Here is a 25474-nt window from a genome sequence, read left to right on the forward strand (position 1 = left end):
CGGGACCCCGTGCGCGCCGGGACCGGCCGGGACGGATCGCCCTCCCGGGACGGCGTGACCGGCCGGGACGCGGCGCCCGGCGCCCACGCCTGGGACCGGTCGATCCGGCTCTGGGACGCGTACTTCACGGTCGCCTGGGCGGCGACCGTGGTGTTCGTGCTGACCGCCGCGCACCCCGGATGGCCCGTACGGGCGCTCGCGGCCGGACTGCTGCTGCCGCTGGTGCCCTGGTACGCGGCGGTGGGCCGCGCCCTGGTGCAGGAGGACCCGCCCGCGCAGGGGCGGGCGCTGCGCTACCTCGCCGTCGCCACGCTGCTGTTCCTCTCGGCGTCCGTCCTGGTCGGCGAGACCCGGCTGATGGCGTTCGCGCTCGTCCCGCAGTGCTACATGACGCTGCGGCTGGGCTGGGCGCTGCCGGTGGTGACCGTCATCAACGTGGCGCCCGTGGTGGGCTGGGGGCTCGCCTGGCGCCCGGACGCCGAGGACCTGTTCGACCAGTCGCTGTTCGCCCTGGTGACCCTGGTGTTCTCGCTGGCCGTCGGCAGCTGGATCATCCGGATCATCGAACAGAGCCTGGAGCGCGCCGAGTTGATCGCGGAGCTGGAGGCCAGCCGGCACGAGGTGGCCCGGCTGTCGGCGGCGCACGGCGCGCTCGCCGAACGCGAGCGCATGGCACGGGAGATCCACGACACCCTCGCCCAGGGCTTCACCAGCCTGCTGATGCTGGTCCAGGCCGTCGAGGCGGAGATCGACCACGACCTGCCCGAGGCCCGCCGCCATCTGGCCCTGATGGGCGAGACGGCCCGCCAGAACCTCGCCGAGGCCCGCGCCCTCGTCGCGGGGGCCGCGCCCGCCGACCTGGACGGCGCGAGCCTGCCGCAGGCCCTCGCCCGGCTGGCCGCCCGGCACGGCGCGGCCCTGGAGGTGACCGGCCCGGCGCGGACGCTGCCCCCCGCGGCCGAGGTGGTGGCACTGCGCGCCTGCCAGGAGGCCCTGGCCAACGCGCGCAGGCACGCCGGCGACGGGGCGACGGCCGGCGTCACGCTCGCGTACACCCGGGACACCCTGACGGTGTGCGTGCGGGACGACGGCTCCGGATTCGACACGGGCGCGGCGCACGGCGGTTACGGCCTGGCGGGCCTGCGGGCGCGGGCGCGCGAGGCGGGCGGCACGGCGCTGGTGCGCAGCGCCCCGGGCGGCGGCACGACGGTGACCGTGTGCCTGCCGACGCCACTGGGAAGTGAGGTCTCGTGATCCGGATCGTGCTGGCCGACGACCACCCCGTCGTACGGGAGGGCCTGCGCGCCATGCTGAGCGCGGAGCCGGACCTGGACGTGGTCGCCGACGCCGCGAGCGGCCCGCAGGCCGAGGCCCTGGCCGCCGAACTGCGGCCGGACATCGTGCTGATGGACCTGCGGATGCCCGGCGGGGGCGGTGTCGACGCGATCGAGCGGATGACGGCGGCCGGACTGGCGTGCCGGGTGATCGTGCTCACGACGTACGAGACGGACCGCGACATCCTGCGCGCGGTCGAGGCGGGCGCGGCGGGCTATCTGCTCAAGGACCTGCCACGGGCCGAACTCGCCGACGCCGTACGGGCGGCGGCGCGCGGCGAGACCGTGCTCGCGCCGACCGTGGCGGCGCGCCTGGTGGACCGGCTGCGCGCGCGGCCCGAGCGGCCCCGGCTGTCCGAGCGGGAGACGGCGGTGCTGCGTCTGGTGGCCGAGGGCTGCACCAACGCGGAGATCGGCCGCCGGCTGTTCATCGGGGAGTCCACGGTGAAGACCCATCTGCTGCGCGTCTTCGGCAAGTTGGGCGTGGACGACCGGACGGCGGCGGTGACGTGCGCGATGCGGTTCGGGCTGCTCGACCCGTGACGAAGGGCGCCGCACACCGTCCGGGTGTAGGGCGCCCTTCGCTTCGGGCCGGGCCGGCTCAGACCACCCGGGTGAGCCGCGACTCCAGTTCCGCCACGATCTCGTTCACACCGATCGCGCTCTGCTCGCCGGACTCCATGTCCTTGAGCTGGACGACGCCCTCGGCGAGGTCGCGGTCACCGGCGATGACCGCGTAGCGGGCACCGCTGCGGTTGGCGTCCTTCATCGCACCTTTCAGCCCCTTGGAGCCGTAGGAGAGGTCCGCCGCGACCCCGATCCGGCGCAGCTCGGTGACCTTCGCGAACAGCAGCCGCCGGGCCTCGTCGCCCACCGGTACCGCGAACACCGAGGTGGCCGAAGGGAGTTCCAGCTCGACGCCCTCCGCCTCCAGGGCGAGGACCGTGCGGTCGACGCCGAGCGCCCAGCCCACCGACGGCAGCGCGGGGCCGCCGATCATCTCGGAGAGGCCGTCGTAGCGCCCGCCGCCGCCCACCGCGGACTGCGAGCCCAGACCGTCGTGGACGAACTCGAAGGTCGTACGGGTGTAGTAGTCCAGGCCGCGGACCAGCTTGGCGTCGTCCTCGAAGGCGACGCCGGCGGCCGTGATCAGGTCACGGACCTCCTCGTGGTACGCCTTGCACGCGTCGCACAGGTAGTCGCGCAGCAGCGGGGCGTCGCCGAGCTGCTTCTGCACGGACTCGCGCTTGTCGTCCAGGACGCGCAGCGGGTTGATCTCCGCGCGCCGCAGGGTGTCCTCGTCGAGGTTCAGGCCGCGCAGGAACTCCTGGAGGGCGGCCCGGTAGACGGGACGGCACTCCTTGTCGCCCAGGCTGTTGAGCAGGATGCGGAACTGGCGCAGTCCCAGCGAGCGGTAGGCCTGGTCGGCCAGGATGATCAGCTCGGCGTCGAGGGCCGGGTCCTCGGCGCCGATCGCCTCGGCGCCCACCTGGGAGAAGTGGCGGTAGCGGCCCTTCTGGGGGCGTTCGTAGCGGTAGTACGAGCCCGAGTACCAGAGCTTGACCGGGAGGTTGCCCGCGCGGTGCAGGTTGGCCTCCAGCGCCGCGCGCAGCACGGACGCGGTGCCCTCGGGGCGCAGGGCGAGCCGGTCGCCGCCCTTGGTCTCGAAGGCGTACATCTCCTTGGTCACGATGTCGGTGGACTCGCCGACGCCGCGTGCGAACAGCTCGACGTTCTCGAAGCCGGGCGTCTCGACGTAGCCGTAGCCGGAGTTGCGCAGCGGCGCGGCGATCGCCTCACGGACGGCGAGGTACTTGGCGGAGTCGGGCGGCAGCAGGTCGTAGGTGCCCTTGGGGGCCTTGAAGGTGCTCACGGAAGTACTCGTCACATTCCTCGTCGGGGGGCCGGGGAGGCTCCCTGGCCGGCGCCCACCTGCCGCAGATACGGGTTGGTGGCGCGCTCCTGGCCGATGGTCGTCTGGGGGCCGTGGCCGGACAGCACCACGGTCGAGTCCTCGAGCGGCAGGCACACGCGGGCCAGCGAGTCGAGCATCTCGGCCATGTCACCGCCGGGCAGGTCGGTGCGTCCGATGGAGCCGGCGAACAGCAGGTCGCCCGAGAAGAGGATCGGCGGGATGTCCGCCGCCTCGGGCAGGCCGAAGGTCACCGACCCCTTGGTATGGCCGGGCGCGTGCGCGACGGTGAGCTCCATCCCGGCCAGCTCCAGCCGCGCGCCGTCGGTCAGCTCCTTGACGTCGTCGGGCTCCCCCACGGTCAGCTCGCCCATGAGCGGCATCCCGATGGAACGGCCGAGCGCCTTCTCCGGGTCGCTCATCATGTACCGGTCCCGGGGGTGGATCCAGGCCGGTACGTCGTGCGCGCCGCACACCGGGACGACCGAGGCCACATGGTCGATGTGGCCGTGGGTGAGGACGACGGCGACGGGCTTCAGCCGATGCTTCCTGAGCGCGTCCTCGACTCCCTCGGTGGCCTGGTGGCCCGGGTCGATGATGACGCACTCCTCTCCGGCGGCGGGGGCGACGAGGTAGCAGTTCGTCCCCCAGGCCCCGGCGGGGAAACCGGCAATGAGCACGATCGTCCTTGGTTGTGTCGATACGGGCGGGCTTAAGACTGCTTCGGCAGTGGTCAGAGCCTACCGGCGGTGCCGTTTACTCAGCCAACCCATATACGGTACGGGGCTACACGCAGCGATCGGCTCACAGGACGCACGCGTACCGTTCGGCCAAACGACACGCATGAGGAGAGAACCCGGTGGTCACCCAGGAGCAGCGGCGGCGTCAGCTCGCCCGGGAGAAGTTCTTGCGGCAGCAGCAGCGGCGCACCGCCGCGCGGCGCAAGACACACGTGCGCAACTCGGTGGTCGCCGGCGTCCTGGGGGTGGTGGTCCTCGGCAGCGTCGCGCTGTACACGACCGGTGTCCTCAAGAACGACGACAGCAAGGCGAACGCCAGCGCGGACACCACGCCGAGCGCGTCGGCCACCAGCAAGGCGCCGGACCCCTGCGACAAGGCCGCCAAGGGGTCGGTGAAGAAGCTGAGCTGGAAGAAGGAGCCGGCGATCACGATCGACAAGTCGGCGAAGTACACCCTGAAGCTGGACACGACGTGCGGCGAGATAGACATCGCCATGAAGACGTCGGCCGCGCCGCACACGGTGAACTCGTTCGACTTCCTGTCGACGAAGGGCTTCTTCGACCACACGAAGTGCCACCGCCTGACCACGAGCGGGATCTACGTCCTGCAGTGCGGCGACCCGACCGGCCAGGGCAGCGGCGGACCGGGCTACACCATCCCGGACGAGAACCTGAAGGACAAGAGCCTCAAGAACAACACCTACCCGGCGGGCACCGTCGCGATGGCGAACACCGGGCAGAAGCACACCGGCGGCAGCCAGTTCTTCCTCGTGTACCAGGACAGCCAGCTCTCGCCGAACTACACGCCGTTCGGCACGATCTCGTCCGCGGGCATGAAGGTGCTGAAGAAGATCGCCGCCGCCGGCGACAACAGCGGTGGTCAGGGCGACGGCGCGCCGAACGCCACCGTGGTGATCAACAAGGCGACCGTCACCAAGGGCTGACGCCCCGGGCGGCCGGTCGGGATAATTTCGGTGTCGCTGCATGCGGACAGGAAACCCGCCGGTCGCCTATGTTGGCGGTGACGAAACTGTGGACGATGCCCGGGGGCGCAAAGGCCCCTCGCAGGCATCATGTGGAGGAGGCGCTGTGAGCAGCGACCCGTGGGGCCGCGTCGACGAGACGGGGACCGTGTACGTGCGTACGGCCGACGGCGAGCAGGTCGTCGGATCCTGGCAGGCCGGCACGCCTGATGAGGCGTTGGCCTACTTCGAGCGCAAGTACGAGGGCCTGGTTGTCGAGATCGGCCTCCTCGAGAAGCGAGTACAGACCACCGACCTGTCCGCCAAGGACGCGCAGGTCGCGATCGACCACATCAGGGAGCAGGTCGACGCGCACCACGCCGTCGGTGATCTCCAGGCGCTGAAGGCCCGCCTCGACCACCTGGTGGCGACCGTCGAGTCGCGCCGCGAGGAGCGCAAGCAGCAGCGCGCCAAGCAGTCCGAGGAGGCCCGGCACTCCAAGGAGGCGCTGGTCGTCGAGGCGGAGGAGCTGGCGCAGTCGGACCAGTGGCGGGCGGCCGGTGAGCGGCTGCGGGCCCTGGTGGACACGTGGAAGGGCCTGCCGCGGCTCGACCGCAAGTCGGACGACGAGCTGTGGCACCGCTTCTCGCACGCCCGTTCGGCGTTCTCCAAGCGTCGCAAGGCCCACTTCGCGCAGCTGGACGCGCAGCGCGAGGAGGCCCGCCGGACGAAGGAGCGGCTGGTCGCGGAGGCCGAGGCGCTGTCGGGTTCGGCGGACTGGGGTCCGACGGCGGCCCGCTACCGCGAGCTGATGGCGGAGTGGAAGGCCGCAGGCCGCGCCCAGCGCGAGCACGAGGACGACCTGTGGAACCGCTTCCGCGGCGCCCAGGACGTGTTCTTCGCCGCCCGCAGCTCGGTCTTCGCCGAGCGGGACGCGGAGCAGACGGAGAACCTGAAGCTGAAGGAGGAGCTGGCCGAGGAGGCCGAGCGGCTCCTGCCCATCACGGACCTCAAGGCCGCGCGGGCCGCCTTCCGCTCGATCAACGAGCGCTGGGAGGCCATCGGTCACGTGCCGCGCGACGCCCGTCCGCGGGTCGAGGGCCGGATGCACACGGTCGACCGGGCGCTCCAGGACGCCGAGGAGACCGAGTGGCGCCGGACCAACCCGGAGGCGCGTGCGCGTGCCGCGGGTCTGACCGGGCAGCTCCAGGCGGCCGTGGACAAGCTCCAGGGCCAGATCGAGACCGCGCGCACCCAGGGCAACACCGCGCGTGCCGACAAGCTCCAGAAGGAGCTGGAGGGCCGCCAGGCCCTTCTGGACCAGGCCCTGAAGGGTCTCCAGGAGTTCGGCGGCTGACCGCTGGCTCCCCGTCTGACGACCACGACCCCGTCGCCCTCCGCGGGCGACGGGGTCGTGTGCTTCCGTCATGACGTGCGGATGCTGCGTTCCAGCGTGTCGAGGGCGTGCCGGAGCACCTCGCACGCCTGACTGTGGTTGCCTGCGGACTGAAGCAGTTCGGCCAGGCGCCTGCACACGGTGATCGCCTCGGGGCCGAACCGTTTGTGGGTCAGCTGGAAGGCGCTCTCCAGCACTTCGATGGCCTGCCGGTCCTGGCCCGATTCGGTGAGCAGTTCGGCCAGTTCGAGATGGACGATGACGCTGTCGCCGTCGGCGTCCCGGGTGCCGCTCTGAAGGATCATGCGCAGCACGGGAAGCGCGTCGCGGGTGCGGCCGGCGGATCTGAGCAGCCGGGCCAGCTGAAGCCCGGAGGAGATCATCGCGGCCTCGACGTCGGCGTCCATCACCGGGCCTGCCGGGGCGCGCCGGGAGGCGCGGGCCCGGTTGCGCACGAGGGGCAGCCGGCCCACGTCGTTCTCCTGGCTGCGCTGTGGCCGGGGCCGGTTGCGGGCGCCGAGCCGGGCGTCCACGGCCCGGTAGAGGGTCTCCAGGTCCAGGGTCTCGGGCGCTTCGGCCACGCCCTGACGCAGGACGTGCAGCAGTTCTCCGGTGAACGCGGTGTGCCGCTCGCCCTCGGGGGCGAGAGCCACATGGTCCTTGGGGGACGCGGTGAGCACGTAGGCGCCCTGGATGCCGGCCTGGGCGGCGAGCGCGTTGGGTCCCGCGAGGGTCCGCGCGGCGCGGCCGCTGAAGCAGCAGTCCAGGACGACGACCTTGCGGCGGGCCGGGGACGCCAGGATGGCACTGCGCAGATGCCGGTACTCGACCGCGGTGTATCCGGCGCCCTCGCGCGAGCCGGTGAGGGCGAGATACAGGTCGGCCGATTCCGAGTCCCTGAGCCCGTGCCCGCAGTAGTAGACGATGAATGTGTCGAGGGCTCGTTCCCCGGCCGCGTAGACGGGGTCGAGCAGCGCGGCGGCGCCCGCCGGGTCGGTCACCGTGAGGCTGTGCGCCTCCGGCAGCCCCCAGACCGTGGCGTCCTGGAGGACCGTGGCGAGTTCGGCGAGGTTCGTCTCCACCGCCGGCAGCTGGGCGAGGTGGGCGTAGCGCGAGGTCCCGATCAGCACGGCGGCGGAGGCCGAGGGGTCAGGCAGCCCCGCCGTCATCGGCCGGCTCCTCGCTCTCCAGCAGTTCGGCGACCGTGCGCAGGATCCTTTCGTCGCGGCCGTCCACCTCGATCTCCGTGTCACCGCGGCGCAGGGTCACCCGGGGCGAGCCGCGGCGCTGGGTGCGCCACTGGTCGATGGCGAGGGCCAGCTGCGCCGCCGAGAGCCCGCCGCCCACCGCCAGCGAGATCAGGTCGAGCAACGTGCCCATGTGGTCGGGGCGGGCGGGTGCGGAGGCGGCGAGGGTGCCGTGCACGGCGGGGCCGACCTCCTCGTCCGCGGTCAGCCAGCGCAGCAGTGAGCGCAGTTCCGTCTCCGGGTCCACGGAGCCGCGCACCCTCACCTCGACCGTGATCACGGTTGTCCCCTCCGCGCCGCTCCAGCGCCGGTTCTCACGTCTGTTCCTGGAGTACGTCGGCCACGGTGGTCGTGACCTCGGCGAACCTGGCGACCGCCTCGCCGCCGGCGCCGAGCCGGGCGAGGCAGACGCCCTGCCAGTAGTGGCAGGTCAGGGTCACCGGATGGTGGCTGCCGAACGAGGTGCGGCAGACCTCGGCGACCATGCTGAGCAGTTCCACCGCCTCGCCCAGTGATCCGCGCAGCACCAGGTCGACGGCCTCGCGCTGGCGGGCCTCGGCCATCTCCGGTGAGATGCCGCGGCGGATCTGGTGGAGCGTGGCGCTGCTCAGCCCGAGCCCGCCGGAGCGGCGCTGGTCGGTGACGGCGCGCGCGGACGCCTCGGCGTCCGGTGCGGGCCGGACGTCGGGCGGCGGCGGGTGGTAGGTGTGCTCGTCGCCGGTGTCCGTCTCCCGGTCGGGACCTGCGAAGTCGCGTACGGCCCGGTCGCGCAGTTCGCCCGTGACCACCTCGGTGATCAGTTCGGGTGTGTTCGGCGGGGGACGCAGCACATCCCGCACCTCGGCTCCGTCGGGTCGGGCCGCCGGGTCCTTGGCGAGCAGCCGCGCCACCAGGGCGGCGAGGTCGTCGGGGACGCCCGGGGTGCCGGCCAGCGGCGGTGCCTCTCCCTGCACGACGCGGTAGAGCGTGGTGATCGCGGAGCCGCCGTCGAAGGGGCGCTTGCCCGTGAGCATCTCGTACAGGCAGATGCCGAGGCTGTAGAAGTCGGAGTAGGGGCCGATCTGCTCGCCGGTGACGACCTCGGGTGCCATGTAGAGCGGGGTGCCGATGACCTCGCCGGTGCGCGTCAGCCGGGACTGGGCGGCGCCGACCAGGTGGGAGATGCCGAAGTCCTGGAGCACGACCCGGCCCTCGCGGGTGAGGTGGACGTTGCTCGGCTTGACGTCGCGGTGCAGCATCCCCGCGTGGTGAACGGCGGAGAGACCGGCGCACATGCCCGCGCCGATGCCCCGCACCAAGGCGTGCGGCAGGGCACCGCGCAGGCCCAGCAGGCGGGCCAGGTCGACACCCTCCAGCATCTCCATGACGAGATAGGGCGTGTCCTCGTGGAGCGCGAAGTCGTGCACGATCACGGCGTTCGGGTGGCTGATCCGCGCGAGGGCGCGGGCCTCTCGCATGAACCGCTCGCTCAGGTCCCGCTCGAAGCCAGGGCCGAGCATCTTGAGCGCGACGCGGCGCCCCAGCCTGAGGTCACGGGCCTCGTAGACCTGGCCCATGCCGCCCGCGCCGAGTTTTCGTACGACCTCGTAACGGCCGCCGACCACCCGTAATTCGGCCATATCGCCCCCCGTCGCGTGTGTGCCCGATCATCCGGCCTTCACCGGTTCGCGGCAACCCCTTTGCGTGAAGGGCGAGTTGAGAGTCCGGTGGCCGAGAAGGGGACGGGCTCCTCCCCGCGCGAAAGGGTGGTGCCCCTTCCCGCGCGGGGAGGGGGCACCACCCTGCGGGCGCGCCCGGACCGGAGCCGGTCAGCGCTGACGCGCGGATGTCACGCGGTAGACGTCGTAGACGCCCTCCACTCCCCGGACCGCCTTCAGGACGTGGCCGAGGTGCTTGGGGTCGCCCATCTCGAAGGTGAAGCGGGATGTGGCGACGCGGTCGCGGGAGGTCTGTACGGCCGCGGAGAGGATGTTGACGTGCTGGTCGGACAGGACGCGGGTGACGTCCGAGAGCAGCCGGGAGCGGTCCAGCGCCTCGACCTGGATGGCGACCAGGAAGACCGAGGACTGGGTGGGCGCCCACTCGACCTCGAGGATGCGCTCCGGCTCGCGGGACAGGGAGTCCACGTTGACGCAGTCGCTGCGGTGGACGGACACGCCGCTGCCGCGGGTGACGAAGCCGATGATCGGGTCGCCGGGCACGGGGGTGCAGCACCGGGCCAGCTTGACCCAGACGTCGTCGACGCCCTTGACCACGACACCGGGGTCCTGGCTGCTGCGCCGCTTGCGGCCGCGGGTGCGGGACGGCGGGACCGCCTCGTGGATCTCCTCGCTGGCCGCCTCCTCCCCGCCGAGGGCCTGCACCAGCTTCTGTACGACGTTCTGCGCGGCCACGTGGCCCTCGCCGATCGCCGCGTACAGCGAGGAGATGTCGGGGTAGCGCATCTCGTGCGCGAGGGTGACCAGGGAGTCGCCGGTGAGGATGCGCTGGATCGGCAGGTTCTGCTTGCGCATGGCCCGCGCGATGGCGTCCTTGCCCTGCTCGATGGCCTCGTCGCGGCGCTCCTTGGAGAACCAGGCGCGGATCTTGTTGCGGGCGCGGGGCGACTTGACGAAGCCCAGCCAGTCGCGGGACGGGCCGGCGCCGGGTGCCTTGGAGGTGAAGACCTCGACCAGGTCGCCGTTGTCGAGGGTCGACTCCAGCGGTACGAGGCGGCCGTTGACCCGTGCTCCTATGGTGCGGTGGCCGACCTCGGTGTGGACGGCGTACGCGAAGTCGACCGGGGTGGCGCCCGCCGGGAGCGCTATGACGTCGCCCTTCGGGGTGAAGACGAAGACCTCGTTGCGGGAGAGGTCGAAGCGCAGGGACTCCAGGAACTCGCCCGGGTCCTCGGTCTCCTTCTGCCAGTCGAGGAGCTGGCGCAGCCACGCCATGTCGTTGAGGTGGTCGTCCTTGCCCTTGCCGGACGACTTGGGCGCGTCGGTGCGCACCTTGGAGGCGCCTGCGACGGCCTCCTGCTTGTACTTCCAGTGCGCGGCGATGCCGTACTCGGCGCGGCGGTGCATGTCGAACGTGCGGATCTGGAGTTCGACCGGCTTGCCGTTGGGTCCGATGACCGTCGTGTGCAGCGACTGGTACATGTTGAACTTGGGCATCGCGATGTAGTCCTTGAACCGCCCCGGAACCGGGTTCCAGCGGGCGTGGACGGTGCCCAGCGCCGCGTAGCAGTCGCGGACGGTGTCCACCAGGACGCGGATGCCCACCAGGTCGTAGATCTCCGCGAAGTCGCGGCCGCGGACGATCATCTTCTGGTAGACGCTGTAGTAGTGCTTGGGGCGGCCGGTGACGGTCGCCTTGATGCGGGCGGCGCGCAGGTCGGCCTGGACCTCGTCGGTCACTATGGCCAGGTACTCGTCACGCTTCGGTGCCCGCTCGGCCACCAGCCGTACGATCTCGTCGTACATCTTGGGGTAGAGGATCGCGAACGCGAGGTCCTCCAGCTCCCACTTGATGGTGTTCATGCCGAGGCGGTGGGCGAGCGGCGCGTAGATCTCCAGCGTCTCGCGCGCCTTCTTCTCCTGCTTCTCGCGCTTGAGATAGCGCATGGTGCGCATGTTGTGCAGGCGGTCGGCGAGCTTGATGACCAGGACGCGGGGGTCCTTGGCCATGGCGACGACCATCTTGCGCACGGTCTCGGCCTGCGCGGCCTCGCCGAACTTGACCTTGTCCAGCTTGGTGACGCCGTCGACGAGCAGGGCGACCACGTCGCCGAAGTCGCGGCGCAGGTCGTCGAGGCCGTACTCGGTGTCCTCGACCGTGTCGTGCAGCAGGCCCGCCATCAGGGTCGCCGGGTCCATGCCCAGCTCGGCGAGGATCGTGGTGACCGCGAGCGGGTGCGTGATGTACGGGTCGCCGCTCTTGCGCTTCTGGCCGCGGTGCCAGCGCTCCGCGACCTGGTAGGCGCGCTCGATCTGGCGCAGCGTCGCCGTCTCGATCTTGGCGTCGTTGCTGCGCACTATCCGCAGCAGGGGCTCCAGGACCGGGTTGTACGGGTTGGCGCGCTGCACGCCGAGGCGCGCGAGCCGGGCGCGGACGCGGTTGGAGGAGCCGGAGCGGGCGGGCTGGCCCGCCGCGGGCCGGGGCGCCGCGGTGGTCTCGGCGCGGGCGGGGTCGACGGGGGGTTTGGGACGCGGCTGCTCGGCCGGGGACTCCGCGGGCGCCGACTGGGCGTGCTCCGCCGACCCGCGGGTGGTGTGCTGCGGGTGCGCGGCGGGCTCGGCCGCGGGCGCCGAGGCGGACTCGGGCTTGGCGGCGGTCAGGTGCTGGGCCTCGTCTGGCAAGAGGGCTCCTCGTGCGCGTTCCGGGTCCCCCGGTCAGGCTCCGGAGACCCCATGGTAGCGAGCCCGCGCCCGCGGCTCGCCTTCAGTCCGAAGTGCGGCCCTGCTCAGGCCGGTGCGGGGACGGCCGCGGGGCGGCCTGCCGGACCTGGCCGGGACGGTGTTCGGCCCGGCTCGGGGCGGTGCACGGCGGGCGCCGGGCGGCCGTCGTGGGCGATCCGGTCGTACGCCGGTGTGCGGGACCTGCTCGGGCCCCTGCGGGTGATCTGCTCGGGGCCGGTACCTCTGAAACACGGAAGGCGGGCGCCGGATTCCTCCGGGCCCGCCTCCGCGGTGTCGAGCGAGGGCCGGCCGGCCCTGGGGCCGCCGATCGCTCAGATCTGGAGCAGCGCCTCCAGGGGCGCTCCGGACAGGGCCGGCTCCAGGCGGCCGCGGCCGCCCAGGAAGCCCAGCTCCATCAGGACGGCGACGCCCGCGACCTGCGCGCCCGCGCGCCGGATCAGCTGGATCGACGCCTCGGCGGTGCCTCCGGTGGCGAGGACGTCGTCGACGACCAGGATGCGGTCCTCGGAGCTGAGGTCCTCGGCGTGCACCTCGATCTCGGCGCTGCCGTACTCCAGGTCGTACGTCTGGGCGAGGGTGGCTCCGGGGAGCTTGCCCGCCTTGCGCACGGGGATGAAGCCGAGGCCGGCGCGGACGGCGACCGGGGCGCCCAGGATGAAGCCGCGGGCCTCCAGGCCGACGACCTTGGTGGCCCCGTGCCGGGTGGCGATCTCGGCCAGGGCGTCGGTGAGCACCGTGAAGGCGGCCGGGTCCGCGAGCAGCGGGGTGATGTCCTTGAACATCACGCCCGGCTCGGGGTAGTCGGCGACGTCGCGGATGCGGCTGAGCAGCAGCTCGCGGATCTCCGTCATCGACGCTTCCCCGAGGCCCGGCCGCGGCTGCGGCCGCGGGCGCCGCCCTGGCCGCGCGGTCCGACGACCGCCGCGGCGTCGTCGCCCTCGTCGCCCTCGTCGGCCGGGACGGTGGCGCGGGTCTCGGCCATCTCGTCCTCGGCGGCCGCCTGGGCGCGCTTGGCGAGGACGCGCTTCCTGAGCGCCTTCATCTGCGGCTCGCGCTCCTTGAGGTCGGCGACGAGCGGCGTGGCGATGAAGATCGAGGAGTACGCACCGGCCGCGAGGCCGACGAACAGCGACAGCGAGATGTCGTTGAGCATGCCCGCGCCGAGGAAGCCGCCGCCGATGAACAGCAGGCCGGCGACCGGGAGCAGGGCGACCACCGTGGTGTTGATGGACCGCATCAGCGTGCCGTTGATGGAACGGTTGGCGATGTCGCTGTAGGTCCAGCGGGTCTGCTTGGTGATGTCCTTCGTCTGCTCCTTGAGGCTGTCGAAGACGACGACCGTGTCGTAGAGCGAGTAACCGAGGATGGTGAGCAGACCGATCACCGTGCCGGGCGTGACCTCGAAGCCGACGAGGGCGTAGATGCCGGTGGTGATGGTGATGTCGTGGATCAGGGCGACGAGCGCGGCGACGGCCATCCGCCACTCGAAGGCGATCGCCAGGTAGATCACGACCAGCACCATGAAGATCGCCAGGCCCTCCCAGGCCTTGTCGGCGATCTGCTGGCCCCAGCTGGGGCCGACCAGGTCGGCGTTGATGTTCTCGGCGTTGATCTTCAGGTCGTCGGCCAGGTCCTTCTTGATGGCGTCGGACTTGTCGGTGTCGATGCCGGCGATCTGGATGCGCAGGCTGCCGTTGCCGAGCTTCTGGACGGTGGCGTCCTGGCCGGAGGCGCTGCGTGCGGCGTCCTCGGCCTGGGTCACGGAGACCGTCATGTGCTTCGGGGTGGTGAAGACCGCGCCGCCCTGGAACTCGATGCCCATGTTCAGGCCGCGCACCGCCAGGCCGAGGATGGCCGTGATGGTGATCAGGATGGAGACGCCGTACCAGATCTTGCGCTTGCCGATGAAGTCGTAGGCGACCTCACCGCGGTGCAGTCGGGCGCCGAGGGTGCCGAGCTTCGACATCTCACGCCTCCTTCGGGTCGACAGGGCCACCGGAGTTGCCGGCGGGACGGCGGGTACGGCGCAGCGGAGGCTTCGCGCCCAGGGCCTTCGGGTCGAGGCCGGACCACTTGTGGCCGTTCGCGAAGAACTTGCGGCGGGCGAGGATCGTCATCAGCGGCTTGGTGAAGAGGAAGACGACGACCACGTCCAGCACCGTGGTGAGACCGAGCGTGAAGGCGAAGCCCTGGACCTTGCCGACGGTGACGATGAAGAGCACCGCGGCGGCGAGGAACGACACGAAGTCGGAGACCAGGATCGTGCGGCGGGCGCGCGGCCAGGCGCGCTCGACGGCGGGGCGCAGCGAGCGGCCCTCGCGGATCTCGTCCCGGATGCGTTCGAAGAACACGATGAACGAGTCCGCTGTGATACCGATCGCGACGATCGCTCCGCAGACGGCGGGCAGGTTCAGCGCGAAGCCGATCGCCGGGCCGAGCAGCGTCATGATCACGTACGCCAGGATCGCCGAGACCAGCAGCGAGGGGATCGCGATGATCGACAGGCCGCGGTAGAAGATCAGCAGGTAGATGACGACCAGGCCGAGCCCGATCGCGCCCGCGATCAGACCGGCGTGCAGCTGCTCGCCACCGAGGGCGGCGGTCACCGTGGTGACGCTGTCCTCGTGGAAGGTCAGCGGCAGGGCGCCGTAGGACAGCATGTTGGCGAGGCTCTGCGCCGACTCCTGGTCGAAGTTGCCGGAGATCTCCGCGCTGCCGCCGGTGAGCGCCTCCTGGACGTACGGGTCGGAGACGACCTCGCCGTCGAGGACGATCGCGAACTGGTTCTGCGGCGACTGGTTCTTCGCGAGCTGGCCGGTGACGTCGGCGAACTCCTTGGTGCCCTTGCCGGTGAACTCCATCGTGACGGTCCAGCCGGAGGCGTTCTGCGTGTTGAAGACGGCCTGGGCCTTCTTCACCTCGGTGCCGTCGACGGACGCGGCGCCCAGGATGTACTTCTGCCACTGGCCCGAGGAGTTCTTGCCACAGGCGACCGTGGACTCGGTGGGCTTGGCGTCCTTGCCGGCCGTCGCGCGGTCGGAGGCCTTGGAGCAGTCGAGGGCGGTGTACTCGGCCTCGAGCTTCTCGGTCGACGCCGAGGCGGACGACGACGCGGACGCGGAGGCGGACGCGCTGCTGCTCGCGGACGGGGACGCGCTGGAGGACGCGCTGGCGGAGGCCGTGGCGTCGGCCTTCAGGGCGTCGGAGACCGGGCGGCCCTGCGTGGTGGAGCTCGCGGACGGGCTCGCGCTGCTCGACGGGGACGAGGAGGACGTCGAGGACGCCTTGTCGGTCGCCTTGCTGGAGGAGCTCGCGGAGGAGCTGGAGGAGGCGCTCGGCGAGGGGCTGGCGGAGCTGCCGGCCGAGACCTCGGTGGCGAGCACCGGGCGGAAGTAGAGCTTGGCGGTGGTGCCGACCTGCTGCCGGGCCTGCTCGGAGTTCGTGCCCTTGGGGATGTTGACGATGATGTTGTCGTTGCCCTGGGTCTGAACCTCGGCCTCCGAGACACCAAGACCGTTGACGCGGCGCTCCATGATGTCGACCGCGGTGTCCATGTTGGTCTTGTTGATCGCGGATTCCTGGCCGGCCTCGGGGACCGCCCGGAGCGTGATGCTCGTACCGCCGGCAAGGTCGATGCCGAGACGCGGGGTCTTGTGACCGGAGGCGAACATGCCTGCGGTGAGCGCCACGATGGCGATCAGGATGAGGGCCAGCGAGCGCCCTGGCTTGCTCTGGGCGCTCGCGCTCCGGCCCTTCTTAGGTGCTGCCACCTTCTCGTACTCCCTCTCGGGCCGCCGTGCGCGGGGTGCGCGGAGCGGCGGCCATGACTGGTGTGGGGGTCGCGTGCGAGATCGGCACGTCCCGGGGGCGCGGACTGGGCCCGCGTTCCCGGGAGGCGATCACTTCGCGCCGGAGTCCCCGTCGGTCTTCTTCGGCTCTGCATCCGTCTTCGCCTCGGCGGGCTCGTCGGCCTCGGCGTCGGCGGCCGGCTCCTCAGCGGTGTCCTTCTTGCCGAGGTCGACGGCCGGGTCCGCGGAGGCGGCGGCAGCGTCGGAGGGCTCGTCGGTCTCGGAGAGGGAGGAGGCGTCGTCGGGGACGACGTCGGCGTCGTCCTTCAGGTCGTGCTCGACGCCGTGCACGATGCGGTTGTACTCGTCGTCGGTGAGGACGGCGCCGATCGCGTTCTTGGCGAAGATCAGCTCGACACCCGGGCCCGCGTCGAGGAGGACGGTCTCCTCGCTGACCTCCTTCACCGTGGCGTACATGCCCCCGATGGTGCGGACACCGCTGCCGGGCTGCATCTCGTTGCGCATGCTGGCGGCCTGCTGCTGCTTCTTCTTCGCCGAGCGGGTCATCAGGACCATGGCACCGATGAGCACGATGAAGGGGAGGAGGGTGAAGATATTCACGGGACGGAATTTCCTTCGCACAACCGCGACGGTGAGCGGCCTGATGGTTGGGGGTGGTCGGCGCTGCCCACAAGGGCGGCATCGGCGGAGTCTAAGCGAGTCCGCGCGCAGGGAACAACGCTCAGCATCGCACCAGGGTTCCTGGTCCTGGCAAACCCCGCGCCGTCACGATGCGGTCACGCCCCGAACAGGTCCCCTTGTCCGTTTCCCCCGGTACCCCCGCCTCGCGGGCCCGGCGGCGTGAGGCCGAGGTGCGCCCACGCGGCGGGGGTGGCGACCCGGCCGCGCGGGGTCCGGGCGAGCAGACCCTCCCGTACGAGGAACGGTTCGGCGACCTCCTCCACCGTCTCGCGCTCCTCCCCCACGGCGACCGCGAGGGTGGACAGGCCGACCGGTCCGCCGCCGAACAGCTTCAGCAGGGCCGTCAGGACGGCCCGGTCGAGGCGGTCGAGGCCGCGGGGGTCGACCTCGTACACGGCGAGGGCGGCCCCCGCGATGTCGCGGGTGATCAGGCCGTCCGCCTTGACCTGCGCGTAGTCCCGCACCCGGCGCAGCAGGCGGTTGGCGATGCGGGGCGTGCCGCGGGAGCGGCCGGCGATCTCGGCCGCGCCGTCGGCCTCGATCTCGACGTCCAGCAGCTGGGCGGAGCGGTGCACCACCCTCTCCAGTTCGGCGGGCTCGTAGAACTCCATGTGGGCGGTGAAGCCGAAGCGGTCGCGCAGCGGGGGCGGCAGCAGGCCCGCCCGGGTGGTGGCGCCGACCAGGGTGAAGGGCGGGAGTTCGAGCGGGATGGCGGTGGCGCCGGGGCCCTTGCCGACGATGACGTCGACACGGAAGTCCTCCATCGCCATGTAGAGCATCTCCTCGGCGGGCCGGGACATGCGGTGGATCTCGTCGAGGAAGAGGACCTCGCCCTCCTGGAGGGAGGAGAGGATCGCGGCCAGGTCACCGGCGTGCTGGATGGCGGGGCCGCTGGTGATGCGGATCGGGGCGCCCATCTCGGCCGCGATGATCATGGAGAGGGTGGTCTTGCCGAGGCCCGGGGCGCCGGAGAGCAGGACGTGGTCGGCGGTGGCGCCGCGGGCGCGGGCGGCGCGCAGCACGAGGTCGAGCTGTTCGCGGACCTTCTCCTGGCCGATGAACTCGCCCAGGTCCTTGGGGCGCAGGGCGGCCTCGACGGCCTGGTCCTCGCGGTCGGCGACGGAGCCCACCAGCCGCTCCGCGCCGGCGGCGGGGCTGTCGGTCGTCTCGTCCCAGTTCATGGAGTGTGCCTCGGGTCTCGGAGTCGGGCGGGTGCCGCGGGCCGCTGGCCGCGGTCGGCGGGGGGGGCGGCGGGGTCGGTGTCTTGGGGGCCTACGGGAGCCGGTGTCCGCAGGAGCCGGTGTCCACGGGAGCCGGCATCCGCGGACGCGGAGCCTGGGTCCGCCGGACCCGGCGGCCGCGGAAGCCGACGCCCGCCGGAGCCGACGTCCGCGGAAGTCGGCACCCGCGAGCCGCCGGACAGATGGCTGCCCGCGGCACGCCGTCAGCGGGCTCTGTTGAGGGTCTGGAGGGCCGCCCGCAGCAGCTGGCCGACCTGGGGTGCCTCGGCGGCCTCCGCCTGCGGGGCCACGGCGGCGACCGCCTCGTCGGCCTCGCGGGTCGCGTAACCGAGGCCGATCAGGGCGGCGTGCAACTGGTCGCGCCAGCCCTGGGTGACCGGTGCGCCGACGACGGGGGCCCCGATCGGCTCGCCGAGCCGGTCCTTGAGTTCGAGCAGCAGCTTCTGGGCGCCCCGCTTGCCGATGCCGGGCACCGCGATCAGGGCCTTCTCGTCGCCGGTGGCGACGGCGCGGCGCAGGGCGTCCGGGCGGTGCACGGCGAGCATCGCCTGGGCGAGCCGGGGCCCGACCCCGCTGGCGGTCTGGAGCAGGACGAACACCTGGCGCTCGTCGTCGTCCGCGAAGCCGTAGAGCGTGAGGGAGTCCTCGCGCACGACCAGGGAGGTGGCGAGGCGGGCGGGCTGTCCGACGCGGAGCGTGGAGAGCGTGTCGGGCGTGCACTGCACGGCCATGCCGACGCCGCCGACCTCGATCACCGCGGCGTCGGGGGCGAGGGCGGCGACCGTGCCGCTGACGAAGGCGATCATGCCGTACGGCCTTTCGTTGCGTTGGCTGCGTGCAGGGCGACGGCCTGCTGGAGTCGGTTCTGGGCGGGGGCGCGCCAGATGTGGCAGATGGCCAGGGCCAGGGCGTCGGCGGCGTCGGCCGGCTTCGGGGGCGCGTCCAGCCGCAGCAGCCGGGTGACCATGGCGCCGACCTGGGCCTTGTCGGCTCGGCCGCTGCCGGTGACGGCGGCCTTGACCTCGCTCGGGGTGTGCAGGGCGACGGGGATGCCGCGGCGGGCCGCGCAGAGCATGGCGACGGCGCTGGCCTGGGCCGTGCCCATCACCGTGCGCACGTTGTGCTGGCTGAAGACGCGCTCCACGGCGACGAACTCCGGCCGGTACTCGTCGAGCCAGGACTCGATGCCCTGTTCCACGGCGACCAGGCGATGGCCCAGCTCCGCGTCGGCGGGGGTGCGCACGACACCGACGCCGACCATGGTCAGCGGCCGTCCCGCGACCCCCTCGACCACACCGACGCCGCACCGCGTCAGTCCGGGGTCCACCCCGAGCACCCGCACGCGCCCTCCCTCGATCTCACCCGGCCACCGCCGGCCGGTACCCCCGGTTCGTGCAGGCTATCCGGTGCCACTGACAACGGCGGCGGGCCGGTGGGGTGTGTCCCACCGGCCCGCCGCCGTACACCTGCCTCACGGCAGCGTCACGCGTCGACCTTCTCCATGACCTCGTCGCTGACGTCGAAGTTGGCGAAGACGTTCTGCACGTCGTCGCTGTCCTCGAGCGCGTCGATCAGCTTGAAGATCTTCTTCGCGCCCTCCTCGTCGAGCTCGACCTGCATGGTCGGGACGAAGTTGGCGTCGGCGGAGTCGTAGTCGATGCCGGCCTCCTGGAGCGCGGTGCGCACCGCGACCAGGTCGGTGGCCTCGGAGAGGACCTCGAAGCTCTCGCCGAGGTCGTTGACCTCCTCGGCGCCCGCGTCGAGCACGGCGCCGAGGACGTCGTCCTCGCTCAGCTCACCCTTGGGGACGACGATGACGCCCTTGCGGTTGAAGAGGTACGACACGGAGCCGGGGTCGGCCATGTTCCCGCCGTTGCGGGTCATGGCCACGCGCACGTCCGAGGCCGCACGGTTGCGGTTGTCGGTGAGGCACTCGATGAGCACCGCGACACCGTTCGGGCCGTAGCCCTCGTACATGATCGTCTCGTAGTCGGCGCCACCGGCTTCGAGCCCGGCGCCGCGCTTGACCGCGGAGTCGATGTTCTTGTTCGGGACCGAGCTCTTCTTCGCCTTCTGGATGGCGTCGAAGAGGGTCGGGTTGCCGGACACGTCGGCGCCGCCGGCACGGGCCGCGACCTCGATGTTCTTGATCAGCTTCGCGAAGAGCTTGCCGCGCTTGGCGTCGATCACGGCCTTCTTGTGCTTCGTCGTAGCCCATTTAGAGTGGCCGGACATCTGCCTGTCTCCTTCGCGTAACCCATCTCTGCAACGAACGCCCCGAGAGTCGAAGATCCTGGGGTACCCCAGATCCTACAAGGACTCCCGCGTCCGGTTGGCGCGCACCATGTCGACGAAAAGGGAGTGCACCCGGTGGTCGCCCGTCAGCTCCGGGTGGAACGACGTGGCCAGCGCGTTGCCCTGACGGACCGCGACGATGTGACCCTCGTGCTCGGCGAGCACCTCGGCCTCGGCGCCGACCGACTCCACCCAGGGGGCGCGGATGAAGACGCCCTCCACAGGATCGCCGTCGACCCCGCGGACCGCGACCGCGGCCTCGAAGGACTCGTTCTGCCGTCCGAAGGCGTTTCGGCGCACGATCATGTCGATGCCGCCGATCGTCTCCTGCCCGGAGCGCGGGTCGAGGATCTTGTCGGCGAGCATGATCATGCCCGCGCAGGTGCCGTAGACCGGCAGACCGGCCCGCACGCGCGCGCGGAGCGGCTCCATCACTCCGAAGAGGACGGCCAGCTTGGAGATGGTGGTGGACTCGCCGCCGGGGATGACCAGACCGTCGATCTCGGCGAGCTCCTCGGGGCGCCGCACCGGCCTGGCCACGGCGTCCGCCGCGGCCAGGGCGATGAGGTGCTCCCGTACGTCGCCCTGGAGCGCCAGGACGCCGATGACGGGGGTTTCGCTGCTCATAGGGGCTTACCAGCCGCGGTTGGCGTAGCGCTCGGTCTCGGGGAGGGTGTCGCAGTTGATGCCGACCATGGCCTCGCCGAGGTTGCGGGACGCGTCCGCGATGATCTTCGGGTCGTCGTAGAAGGTGGTGGCCTTCACGATGGCGGCGGCGCGCTTGGCGGGGTCGCCGGACTTGAAGATGCCGGAGCCGACGAAGACGCCCTCGGCGCCGAGTTGGCGCATGAGCGCGGCGTCGGCGGGGGTGGCCACACCACCGGCGGAGAACAGCACGACCGGCAGCTTGCCGAGCTCGGCGACCTCCTTGACGAGCTCGTAGGGGGCGCGCAGGTCCTTGGCGGCGGCGTACAGCTCGTTGTTGTCGAAGCCGCGCAGGCGGGCGATCTCGTTCTTGATCTGGCGCAGGTGGCGGACGGCCTCGACGACGTTGCCGGTGCCGGCCTCGCCCTTGGAGCGGATCATGGCGGCGCCCTCGGCGATCCGGCGCAGGGCCTCGCCCAGGTTGGTCGCACCGCAGACGAAGGGGGTCGTGAAGGCCCACTTGTCGGAGTGGTTGACCTCGTCGGCCGGGGTGAGGACCTCGGACTCGTCGATGTAGTCGACGCCGAGGGACTGGAGGACCTGGGCCTCGACGAAGTGGCCGATGCGGGCTTTGGCCATGACCGGGATGGAGACCGCCTCGATGATCTCTTCGATCATGTTCGGGTCGGACATCCGGGCCACGCCGCCGTCCTTGCGGATGTCGGCGGGCACCCGCTCCAGGGCCATGACGGCCACGGCGCCGGCGTCCTCGGCGATCTTCGCCTGCTCGGCGTTGACCACGTCCATGATCACGCCGCCCTTGAGCTGCTCGGCCATGCCACGCTTCACGCGGGCGGTGCCGGTCTCGGGGTTCTGGTTTTCGGAAAGCGTGCTGGACACGGGTGACCTCACTCGTGGAACTCGTGGACGACGGCTCTTGCAGCTTCCGAGGAAACGCGAGTGGACCAGGCCACAGCAAGGGCCAATGAGTACCCGGTGGATCGTTTTCGCCCACGGCGGCCCAGGTCGGGTCCTCGGACCAGCTCGCGGACGCGCCCTAGGCCGCCCGTTCCACCAGGGCCGACGGCGGCTCGTCGTCCATCTCGAAGGCGAGCGGGAAGGGCGCGTGGCCGGCCAGCCGGAACCAGCGGACCTTGCGGTGCATGCGCAGTCTGCGGGCCGCGCCGACCGCGTCGTTGTGGAAGCGCCGGGCCATCGGGACCCGCCGTACCGCCTCCCCCAGTTCCTGGGCGGCGGCCTCGCCCCCGGGCGCCTCGCGGACGATCTCCACCTGCCCGCTGTCCGCGAACACCGCGCGCAGGGCCTGGCTCAGCTCGCTCTCGGCGACCTCCCGCTGCTCCTCCTCGGACTGCCGGGCGGCGTGCGCGGCCTCGTACAGGACGATCGAGGCGGCCGGGTCGAGCACTCCCGAGGTGGCCAGTTCCTGCGCGACGGAGGCCCGCCGCAGCAGTTGCGCGTCCAGCGCGGCGCGGGCGGCGTCGATGCGGGCGTGCAGCCGGTCCAGCCGTCCCGCGGTCCAGCTCAGATAGAGGCCGATCGCGACGAGGACGACGAGGATCCAGATCAGGGTTGCGGTCACGGGCGGCAAGATTACGCCCCGCGACGAGCCATCCCCCGCGCAGCCGCAGTCGGGCGTCGTCCCGAGGCCCGGCCCCTCCCGGCCGGGCCCGCGGCCCGCTCAGTCCCGGGCGGGCCCGCGGGCCGCTCAGTCCCGGGCCAGTCCCAGCCGGGCCCGCAGTCCCGAGGCGCGCTCGTCCGCGGCGACGGCCGCCGCGCCCGCCGTCACCGTCTCGTAGACCGACAGGATGTCCGCGCCGACCGTCGACCAGTCGAAGCGCCGCACGTGGGCGCTGCCGCGGGCGCTCAGCTCCGCGCGGCGCTCCGGGTCGCCCAGCAGGCGTACGGCGGCCTCGGCGAGGGCGTCGGCGTCCTCGTTGGCGAACAGCTCGCCCGCCGCGCCCTGGTCCAGCACCTGGGCGAAGGCGTCCAGGTCGGCGGCGAGGACGGGCGCGCCCGCCGACATCGCCTCGACCAGGATGATGCCGAAGCTCTCGCCGCCGGTGTTGGGCGCGACGTACAGGTCGACGCTGCGCAGGAAGCGGGCCTTGTCCTCGTCGCTGACCATGCCGAGGAACTCCACGCGCGCGTGCAGTTCCTTCGGCAGGCTCTGCACGGCCTCCTTCTCGTCGCCGCGCCCGGCGACCAGCAGCCGGGCCCCCGGGCGCTCGGCGAAGATCCTCGGCAGCGCCCGCATCAGCACGGGCAGGCCCTTGCGGGGCTCGTCGATGCGGCCGACGAAGCCGATCGTCTCGCCCTGCCACTCGGGGTTCGGCTCGGCCTTGGCGAAGAAGTCGACGTCGACGCCGTTGGGGATGACCACCGCGTCGCCGCCGAGGTGCTCGACCAGCGTCCGGCGGGCGTACTCGCTGACCGCGATGCGCGCGCTGATCTTCTCCAGGGCGGCCTGGAGGATCGAGTACGCGGCGATCATCGCCTTGGAGCGCGGGTTGGAGGTGTGGAAGGTCGCCACGATCGGGCCCTGGGCCGCCCAGCAGGTGAGCAGGCCGAGCGAGGGCGAGGTGGGCTCGTGGATGTGCACCACGTCGAAGTGCCCGTCGTGCAGCCAGCGCCGCACCCGGGCCGCCGACAGGAAGCCGAAGTTCAGCCGGGCCACCGAGCCGTTGTACGGCACCGGGACGGCGCGGCCGGCCGAGACGACGTAGGGCGGCAGCGGGGTGTCGTCGTCGGCCGGGGCCAGCACGGACACCTCGTGGCCGAGGCGGATGAAGTACTCCGCGAGGTCGCGGATGTGGAACTGGACGCCGCCCGGCACGTCCCACGAGTAGGGGCAGACGATGCCGATCCTCACGTGCCCTCCCCGGTGCCGCCCGGCCCCTTCGCGGGGTCCAGGTCGGCGAGCCACAGCCGCTGGAGCATGTGCCAGTCCTCCGGATGTTCGGCGATCCCCGAGGCGAAGGCGTCGGCCAGCGCCTGTGTCATGACAGACGTCTTCTCGGCCCGCGTACCTGACTCGGGGACCTCGACCGGCGGATGGACCCGGCCCTGCATGACGGGTGACTCGTCGTACCAGAGGGTGACCGGCAGCAGCAGCGCGCCGGTCTGCTGCGCGAGCAGGGCGGGGCCGGCCGGCATCCGGGTGGCCTCGCCGAAGAAGTCCACCTCGACGCCCGAGCTGGACAGGTCGCGTTCGGCGACCAGGCAGACCAGGCCGCCGTCGCGCAGCCGCCGGGCCAGCGTGCCGAACGCCGAGCCGCCGCTGTGCGGGAGGACCTCCATGCCGAGGCCCTCGCGGTAGGCGACGAAGCGGTCGTACAGGGTCTCCGGCTTCAGCCGCTCGGCGACCGTGGTGAACGGGGTCTCCAGCGCCGTGGTGACCCAGGCGCCCGCGAGGTCCCAGTTGCCCATGTGCGGCAGCGCCAGTATGACGCCCTGGTCGGAGGCGATGCCGTCGGTCAGGAAGTGCACGTCCTTGGGGTCGAAGCCGTTCCTGACCCGGTCGGCGCTCCAGGCGGGCAGCCGGAAGGACTCCATCCAGTAGCGCAGGTACGAGCGCATCCCCGCGCGGGACAGCTCAGCGAGCCGCTCGGGGCTCGCGTCCGGCACCACGCGCGCGAGGTTGCCCTCCAGCCGCTGGACGCCCTTGCCGCGGCGCTTCCAGGCGAGGTCGGCGACGCTCCGGCCGAGGCGCACCGCGACCGGCTCGGGCAGCTTCTTGACCGTGCCCCAGCCGGCGCCGTACAGGGCGTCCGTCAGCCGTTCCCGGAGGCTCACTTCGCGGCCTCGCTCCCCCGGGCGGACCGGTTCTGGCCGGCCGCGCCGCCAGTCTGCGCCTCGGCCTCCGCGTCGGCCTCGGCGGACTCCCGGCGCACGGTGACCACGCGCTGGATCAGCGTGACCAGGCTGCCCACGGCGACGATCCACAGCGCGACGGGCAGCAGGTACTGGATGCCGGGCACACCGAACTTGTGCAGGCCGGCGAAGCCCGCCGCCACCAGGGAGATGACCAGGCGCTCCGCGCGCTCCACCAGTCCGTTGACGGCGACCGGCAGGCCGATCGACTCGCCGCGGGCCTTGGTGTACGACACCACCTGGCCGCTGGCGAGGCAGAAGATCGACACCGCGCAGAGCACGTTGTCGTCGCCGTTGCCGGCGTACCAGAGGGCGAGGCCGCCGAAGATCGCGCCGTCGGCGACCCGGTCGAGGGTGGAGTCCAGGAAGGCGCCCCAGCGGCTGGACCGGCCGAGCTGGCGCGCCATGTTTCCGTCGACGAGGTCGGAGAAGACGAAGAGGGTGATCACCACCGTGCCCCAGAAGAACTCGCCCCTGGGGTAGAAGACCAGCGCTCCGGCGACCACGCCGGCGGTGCCGAGGAGCGTGACCGTGTCGGGGCTGACCCCCCGCCGGATGAGAAACGCGGCGAACGGCGTGAGGACACGCGTGAAGAATGCACGCGCGTACTTGTTCAGCATGGCCTTCCCGACGGTCGGATGGCCGGGCGGCCCCTGCTGGCCTCCGGCTGGCCCATCGTAGTCACGCGCGTCGTCCGGCGAGGCCGGGCACCCACAGACGTGTCATGTCCCGGCGGCATGAGGGCCATCTGGGCGACGCGCCCGGGGAATCGGCCCGACCCCCGCCGGGTGGCACGATCGCGTCCGTCGTATGGACGCACCGTGACCGGAGTGGAAAGCTCGAAGGACCGCGGGCGTCATCGGAGCCGCCACCGCACGCGGCCCGGTATGTCCCGCGCCCACAGAGACCTCACCGTGCACG

The 25474-nt window shown here is 71.9% G+C and carries 23 protein-coding genes and 1 pseudogene; 4 read left to right on the forward strand and 20 right to left on the reverse strand.

What is annotated here, in order from left to right:
* Positions 1 to 54: 54 nt before the first annotated feature.
* Complete coding sequence (locus WN71_RS16900) at positions 55 to 1254, forward strand: sensor histidine kinase (protein WP_046592307.1); 1200 nt, start codon at positions 55 to 57, stop codon at positions 1252 to 1254.
* Positions 1251 to 1877, forward strand: coding sequence for a response regulator (locus tag WN71_RS16905; RefSeq protein WP_046592292.1), 627 nt, complete (start codon positions 1251 to 1253; stop codon positions 1875 to 1877). The genes WN71_RS16900 and WN71_RS16905 overlap by 4 nt, the downstream gene beginning before the upstream one ends.
* A gap of 58 nt (positions 1878 to 1935) precedes the next feature.
* On the opposite strand, the gene hisS is transcribed toward WN71_RS16905, so the two are convergent.
* Together hisS and WN71_RS16915 are read right to left on the reverse strand one after the other, a co-directional pair.
* The gene (hisS, locus tag WN71_RS16910) at positions 1936 to 3207 is read right to left on the reverse strand and encodes a histidine--tRNA ligase (RefSeq protein ID WP_046592293.1); all 1272 of its coding nucleotides are present in this window, start codon (positions 3205 to 3207) and stop codon (positions 1936 to 1938) included.
* An 11-nt stretch (positions 3208 to 3218) separates the two neighbouring features.
* Positions 3219 to 3926 (reverse strand): MBL fold metallo-hydrolase, encoded by a 708-nt coding sequence (locus WN71_RS16915; protein ID WP_046592294.1) that lies wholly within the window; start codon positions 3924 to 3926, stop codon positions 3219 to 3221.
* A gap of 179 nt (positions 3927 to 4105) precedes the next feature.
* Here WN71_RS16915 and WN71_RS16920 point away from each other — a divergent pair, with 179 nt between their 5' ends.
* Positions 4106 to 4930, forward strand: coding sequence for a peptidylprolyl isomerase (locus tag WN71_RS16920; RefSeq protein WP_046592295.1), 825 nt, complete (start codon positions 4106 to 4108; stop codon positions 4928 to 4930).
* Positions 4931 to 5075: 145 nt separating this feature from the next.
* A complete protein-coding gene (locus WN71_RS16925; protein WP_046592296.1) occupies positions 5076 to 6305 on the forward strand; it encodes a DUF349 domain-containing protein in 1230 nt (409 codons plus the stop codon).
* A 68-nt stretch (positions 6306 to 6373) separates the two neighbouring features.
* Here WN71_RS16925 and WN71_RS16930 read toward each other — a convergent pair whose 3' ends face one another.
* The 18 genes and pseudogenes from WN71_RS16930 to pgsA form a co-directional block, all read right to left on the reverse strand.
* Positions 6374 to 7513, reverse strand: a complete 1140-nt coding sequence (locus WN71_RS16930) for a caspase, EACC1-associated type (protein ID WP_052743229.1) — start codon at positions 7511 to 7513, stop codon at positions 6374 to 6376.
* Positions 7494 to 7871: an effector-associated constant component EACC1 gene (locus WN71_RS16935; protein WP_052743230.1), complete on the reverse strand. Its 378-nt coding sequence runs from the start codon at positions 7869 to 7871 to the stop codon at positions 7494 to 7496. The genes WN71_RS16930 and WN71_RS16935 overlap by 20 nt, the downstream gene beginning before the upstream one ends.
* Positions 7872 to 7905: 34 nt before the next feature.
* A complete protein-coding gene (locus WN71_RS16940) occupies positions 7906 to 9210 on the reverse strand; it encodes a serine/threonine-protein kinase (RefSeq protein WP_079177912.1) in 1305 nt (434 codons plus the stop codon).
* A 189-nt stretch (positions 9211 to 9399) separates the two neighbouring features.
* Positions 9400 to 11931, reverse strand: a complete 2532-nt coding sequence (locus tag WN71_RS16945; RefSeq protein WP_046592297.1) for a RelA/SpoT family protein — start codon at positions 11929 to 11931, stop codon at positions 9400 to 9402.
* Between the two features lie 371 nt (positions 11932 to 12302).
* Positions 12303 to 12842 carry an adenine phosphoribosyltransferase gene (locus tag WN71_RS16950; RefSeq protein WP_046592298.1) on the reverse strand — a complete coding sequence of 180 codons (540 nt, stop codon included), beginning with the start codon at positions 12840 to 12842 and terminating at the stop codon, positions 12303 to 12305.
* Entirely contained in the window at positions 12839 to 13957 is a 1119-nt protein-coding gene (gene secF, locus WN71_RS16955) for a protein translocase subunit SecF (RefSeq protein WP_046592299.1), read from the reverse strand. Before secF ends, WN71_RS16950 begins: the two co-directional genes overlap by 4 nt.
* 1 nt (position 13958) lies before the next feature.
* Complete coding sequence (gene secD / locus WN71_RS16960; RefSeq protein WP_046592300.1) at positions 13959 to 15761, reverse strand: protein translocase subunit SecD; 1803 nt, start codon at positions 15759 to 15761, stop codon at positions 13959 to 13961.
* A 129-nt stretch (positions 15762 to 15890) separates the two neighbouring features.
* Complete coding sequence (gene yajC / locus WN71_RS16965) at positions 15891 to 16400, reverse strand: preprotein translocase subunit YajC (protein ID WP_046592301.1); 510 nt, start codon at positions 16398 to 16400, stop codon at positions 15891 to 15893.
* A 176-nt stretch (positions 16401 to 16576) separates the two neighbouring features.
* Entirely contained in the window at positions 16577 to 17662 is a 1086-nt protein-coding gene (gene ruvB, locus WN71_RS16970) for a Holliday junction branch migration DNA helicase RuvB (protein WP_046592302.1), read from the reverse strand.
* Positions 17663 to 17925: 263 nt separating this feature from the next.
* Positions 17926 to 18528: a Holliday junction branch migration protein RuvA gene (ruvA, locus tag WN71_RS16975; RefSeq protein ID WP_046592303.1), complete on the reverse strand. Its 603-nt coding sequence runs from the start codon at positions 18526 to 18528 to the stop codon at positions 17926 to 17928.
* Positions 18525 to 19064 carry a crossover junction endodeoxyribonuclease RuvC gene (gene ruvC, locus WN71_RS16980; RefSeq protein ID WP_046592304.1) on the reverse strand — a complete coding sequence of 180 codons (540 nt, stop codon included), beginning with the start codon at positions 19062 to 19064 and terminating at the stop codon, positions 18525 to 18527. The genes ruvA and ruvC overlap by 4 nt, the downstream gene beginning before the upstream one ends.
* A gap of 140 nt (positions 19065 to 19204) precedes the next feature.
* Positions 19205 to 19957: a YebC/PmpR family DNA-binding transcriptional regulator gene (locus tag WN71_RS16985; protein WP_046584438.1), complete on the reverse strand. Its 753-nt coding sequence runs from the start codon at positions 19955 to 19957 to the stop codon at positions 19205 to 19207.
* A 75-nt stretch (positions 19958 to 20032) separates the two neighbouring features.
* Positions 20033 to 20644 carry a pyridoxal 5'-phosphate synthase glutaminase subunit PdxT gene (gene pdxT / locus WN71_RS16990; protein ID WP_046584439.1) on the reverse strand — a complete coding sequence of 204 codons (612 nt, stop codon included), beginning with the start codon at positions 20642 to 20644 and terminating at the stop codon, positions 20033 to 20035.
* 6 nt (positions 20645 to 20650) lie between these two features.
* The gene (pdxS, locus tag WN71_RS16995) at positions 20651 to 21562 is read right to left on the reverse strand and encodes a pyridoxal 5'-phosphate synthase lyase subunit PdxS (protein ID WP_046584440.1); all 912 of its coding nucleotides are present in this window, start codon (positions 21560 to 21562) and stop codon (positions 20651 to 20653) included.
* A gap of 157 nt (positions 21563 to 21719) precedes the next feature.
* The gene (locus tag WN71_RS17000; RefSeq protein ID WP_046584441.1) at positions 21720 to 22262 is read right to left on the reverse strand and encodes a LemA family protein; all 543 of its coding nucleotides are present in this window, start codon (positions 22260 to 22262) and stop codon (positions 21720 to 21722) included.
* 126 nt (positions 22263 to 22388) lie between these two features.
* Positions 22389 to 23552 carry a glycosyltransferase family 4 protein gene (locus tag WN71_RS17005; protein WP_046584442.1) on the reverse strand — a complete coding sequence of 388 codons (1164 nt, stop codon included), beginning with the start codon at positions 23550 to 23552 and terminating at the stop codon, positions 22389 to 22391.
* Positions 23549 to 24475 (reverse strand): phosphatidylinositol mannoside acyltransferase, encoded by a 927-nt coding sequence (locus WN71_RS17010; protein ID WP_046584443.1) that lies wholly within the window; start codon positions 24473 to 24475, stop codon positions 23549 to 23551. Before WN71_RS17010 ends, WN71_RS17005 begins: the two co-directional genes overlap by 4 nt.
* Positions 24472 to 25229: pseudogene (gene pgsA, locus WN71_RS17015) on the reverse strand (phosphatidylinositol phosphate synthase). The gene WN71_RS17010 and the pseudogene pgsA overlap by 4 nt, the downstream one beginning before the upstream one ends.
* Positions 25230 to 25474: the final 245 nt, after the last annotated feature.

Origin of the sequence: Streptomyces mangrovisoli (assembly GCF_000974985.2) — a bacterium.
Lineage (GTDB): Bacteria > Actinomycetota > Actinomycetes > Streptomycetales > Streptomycetaceae > Streptomyces > Streptomyces mangrovisoli.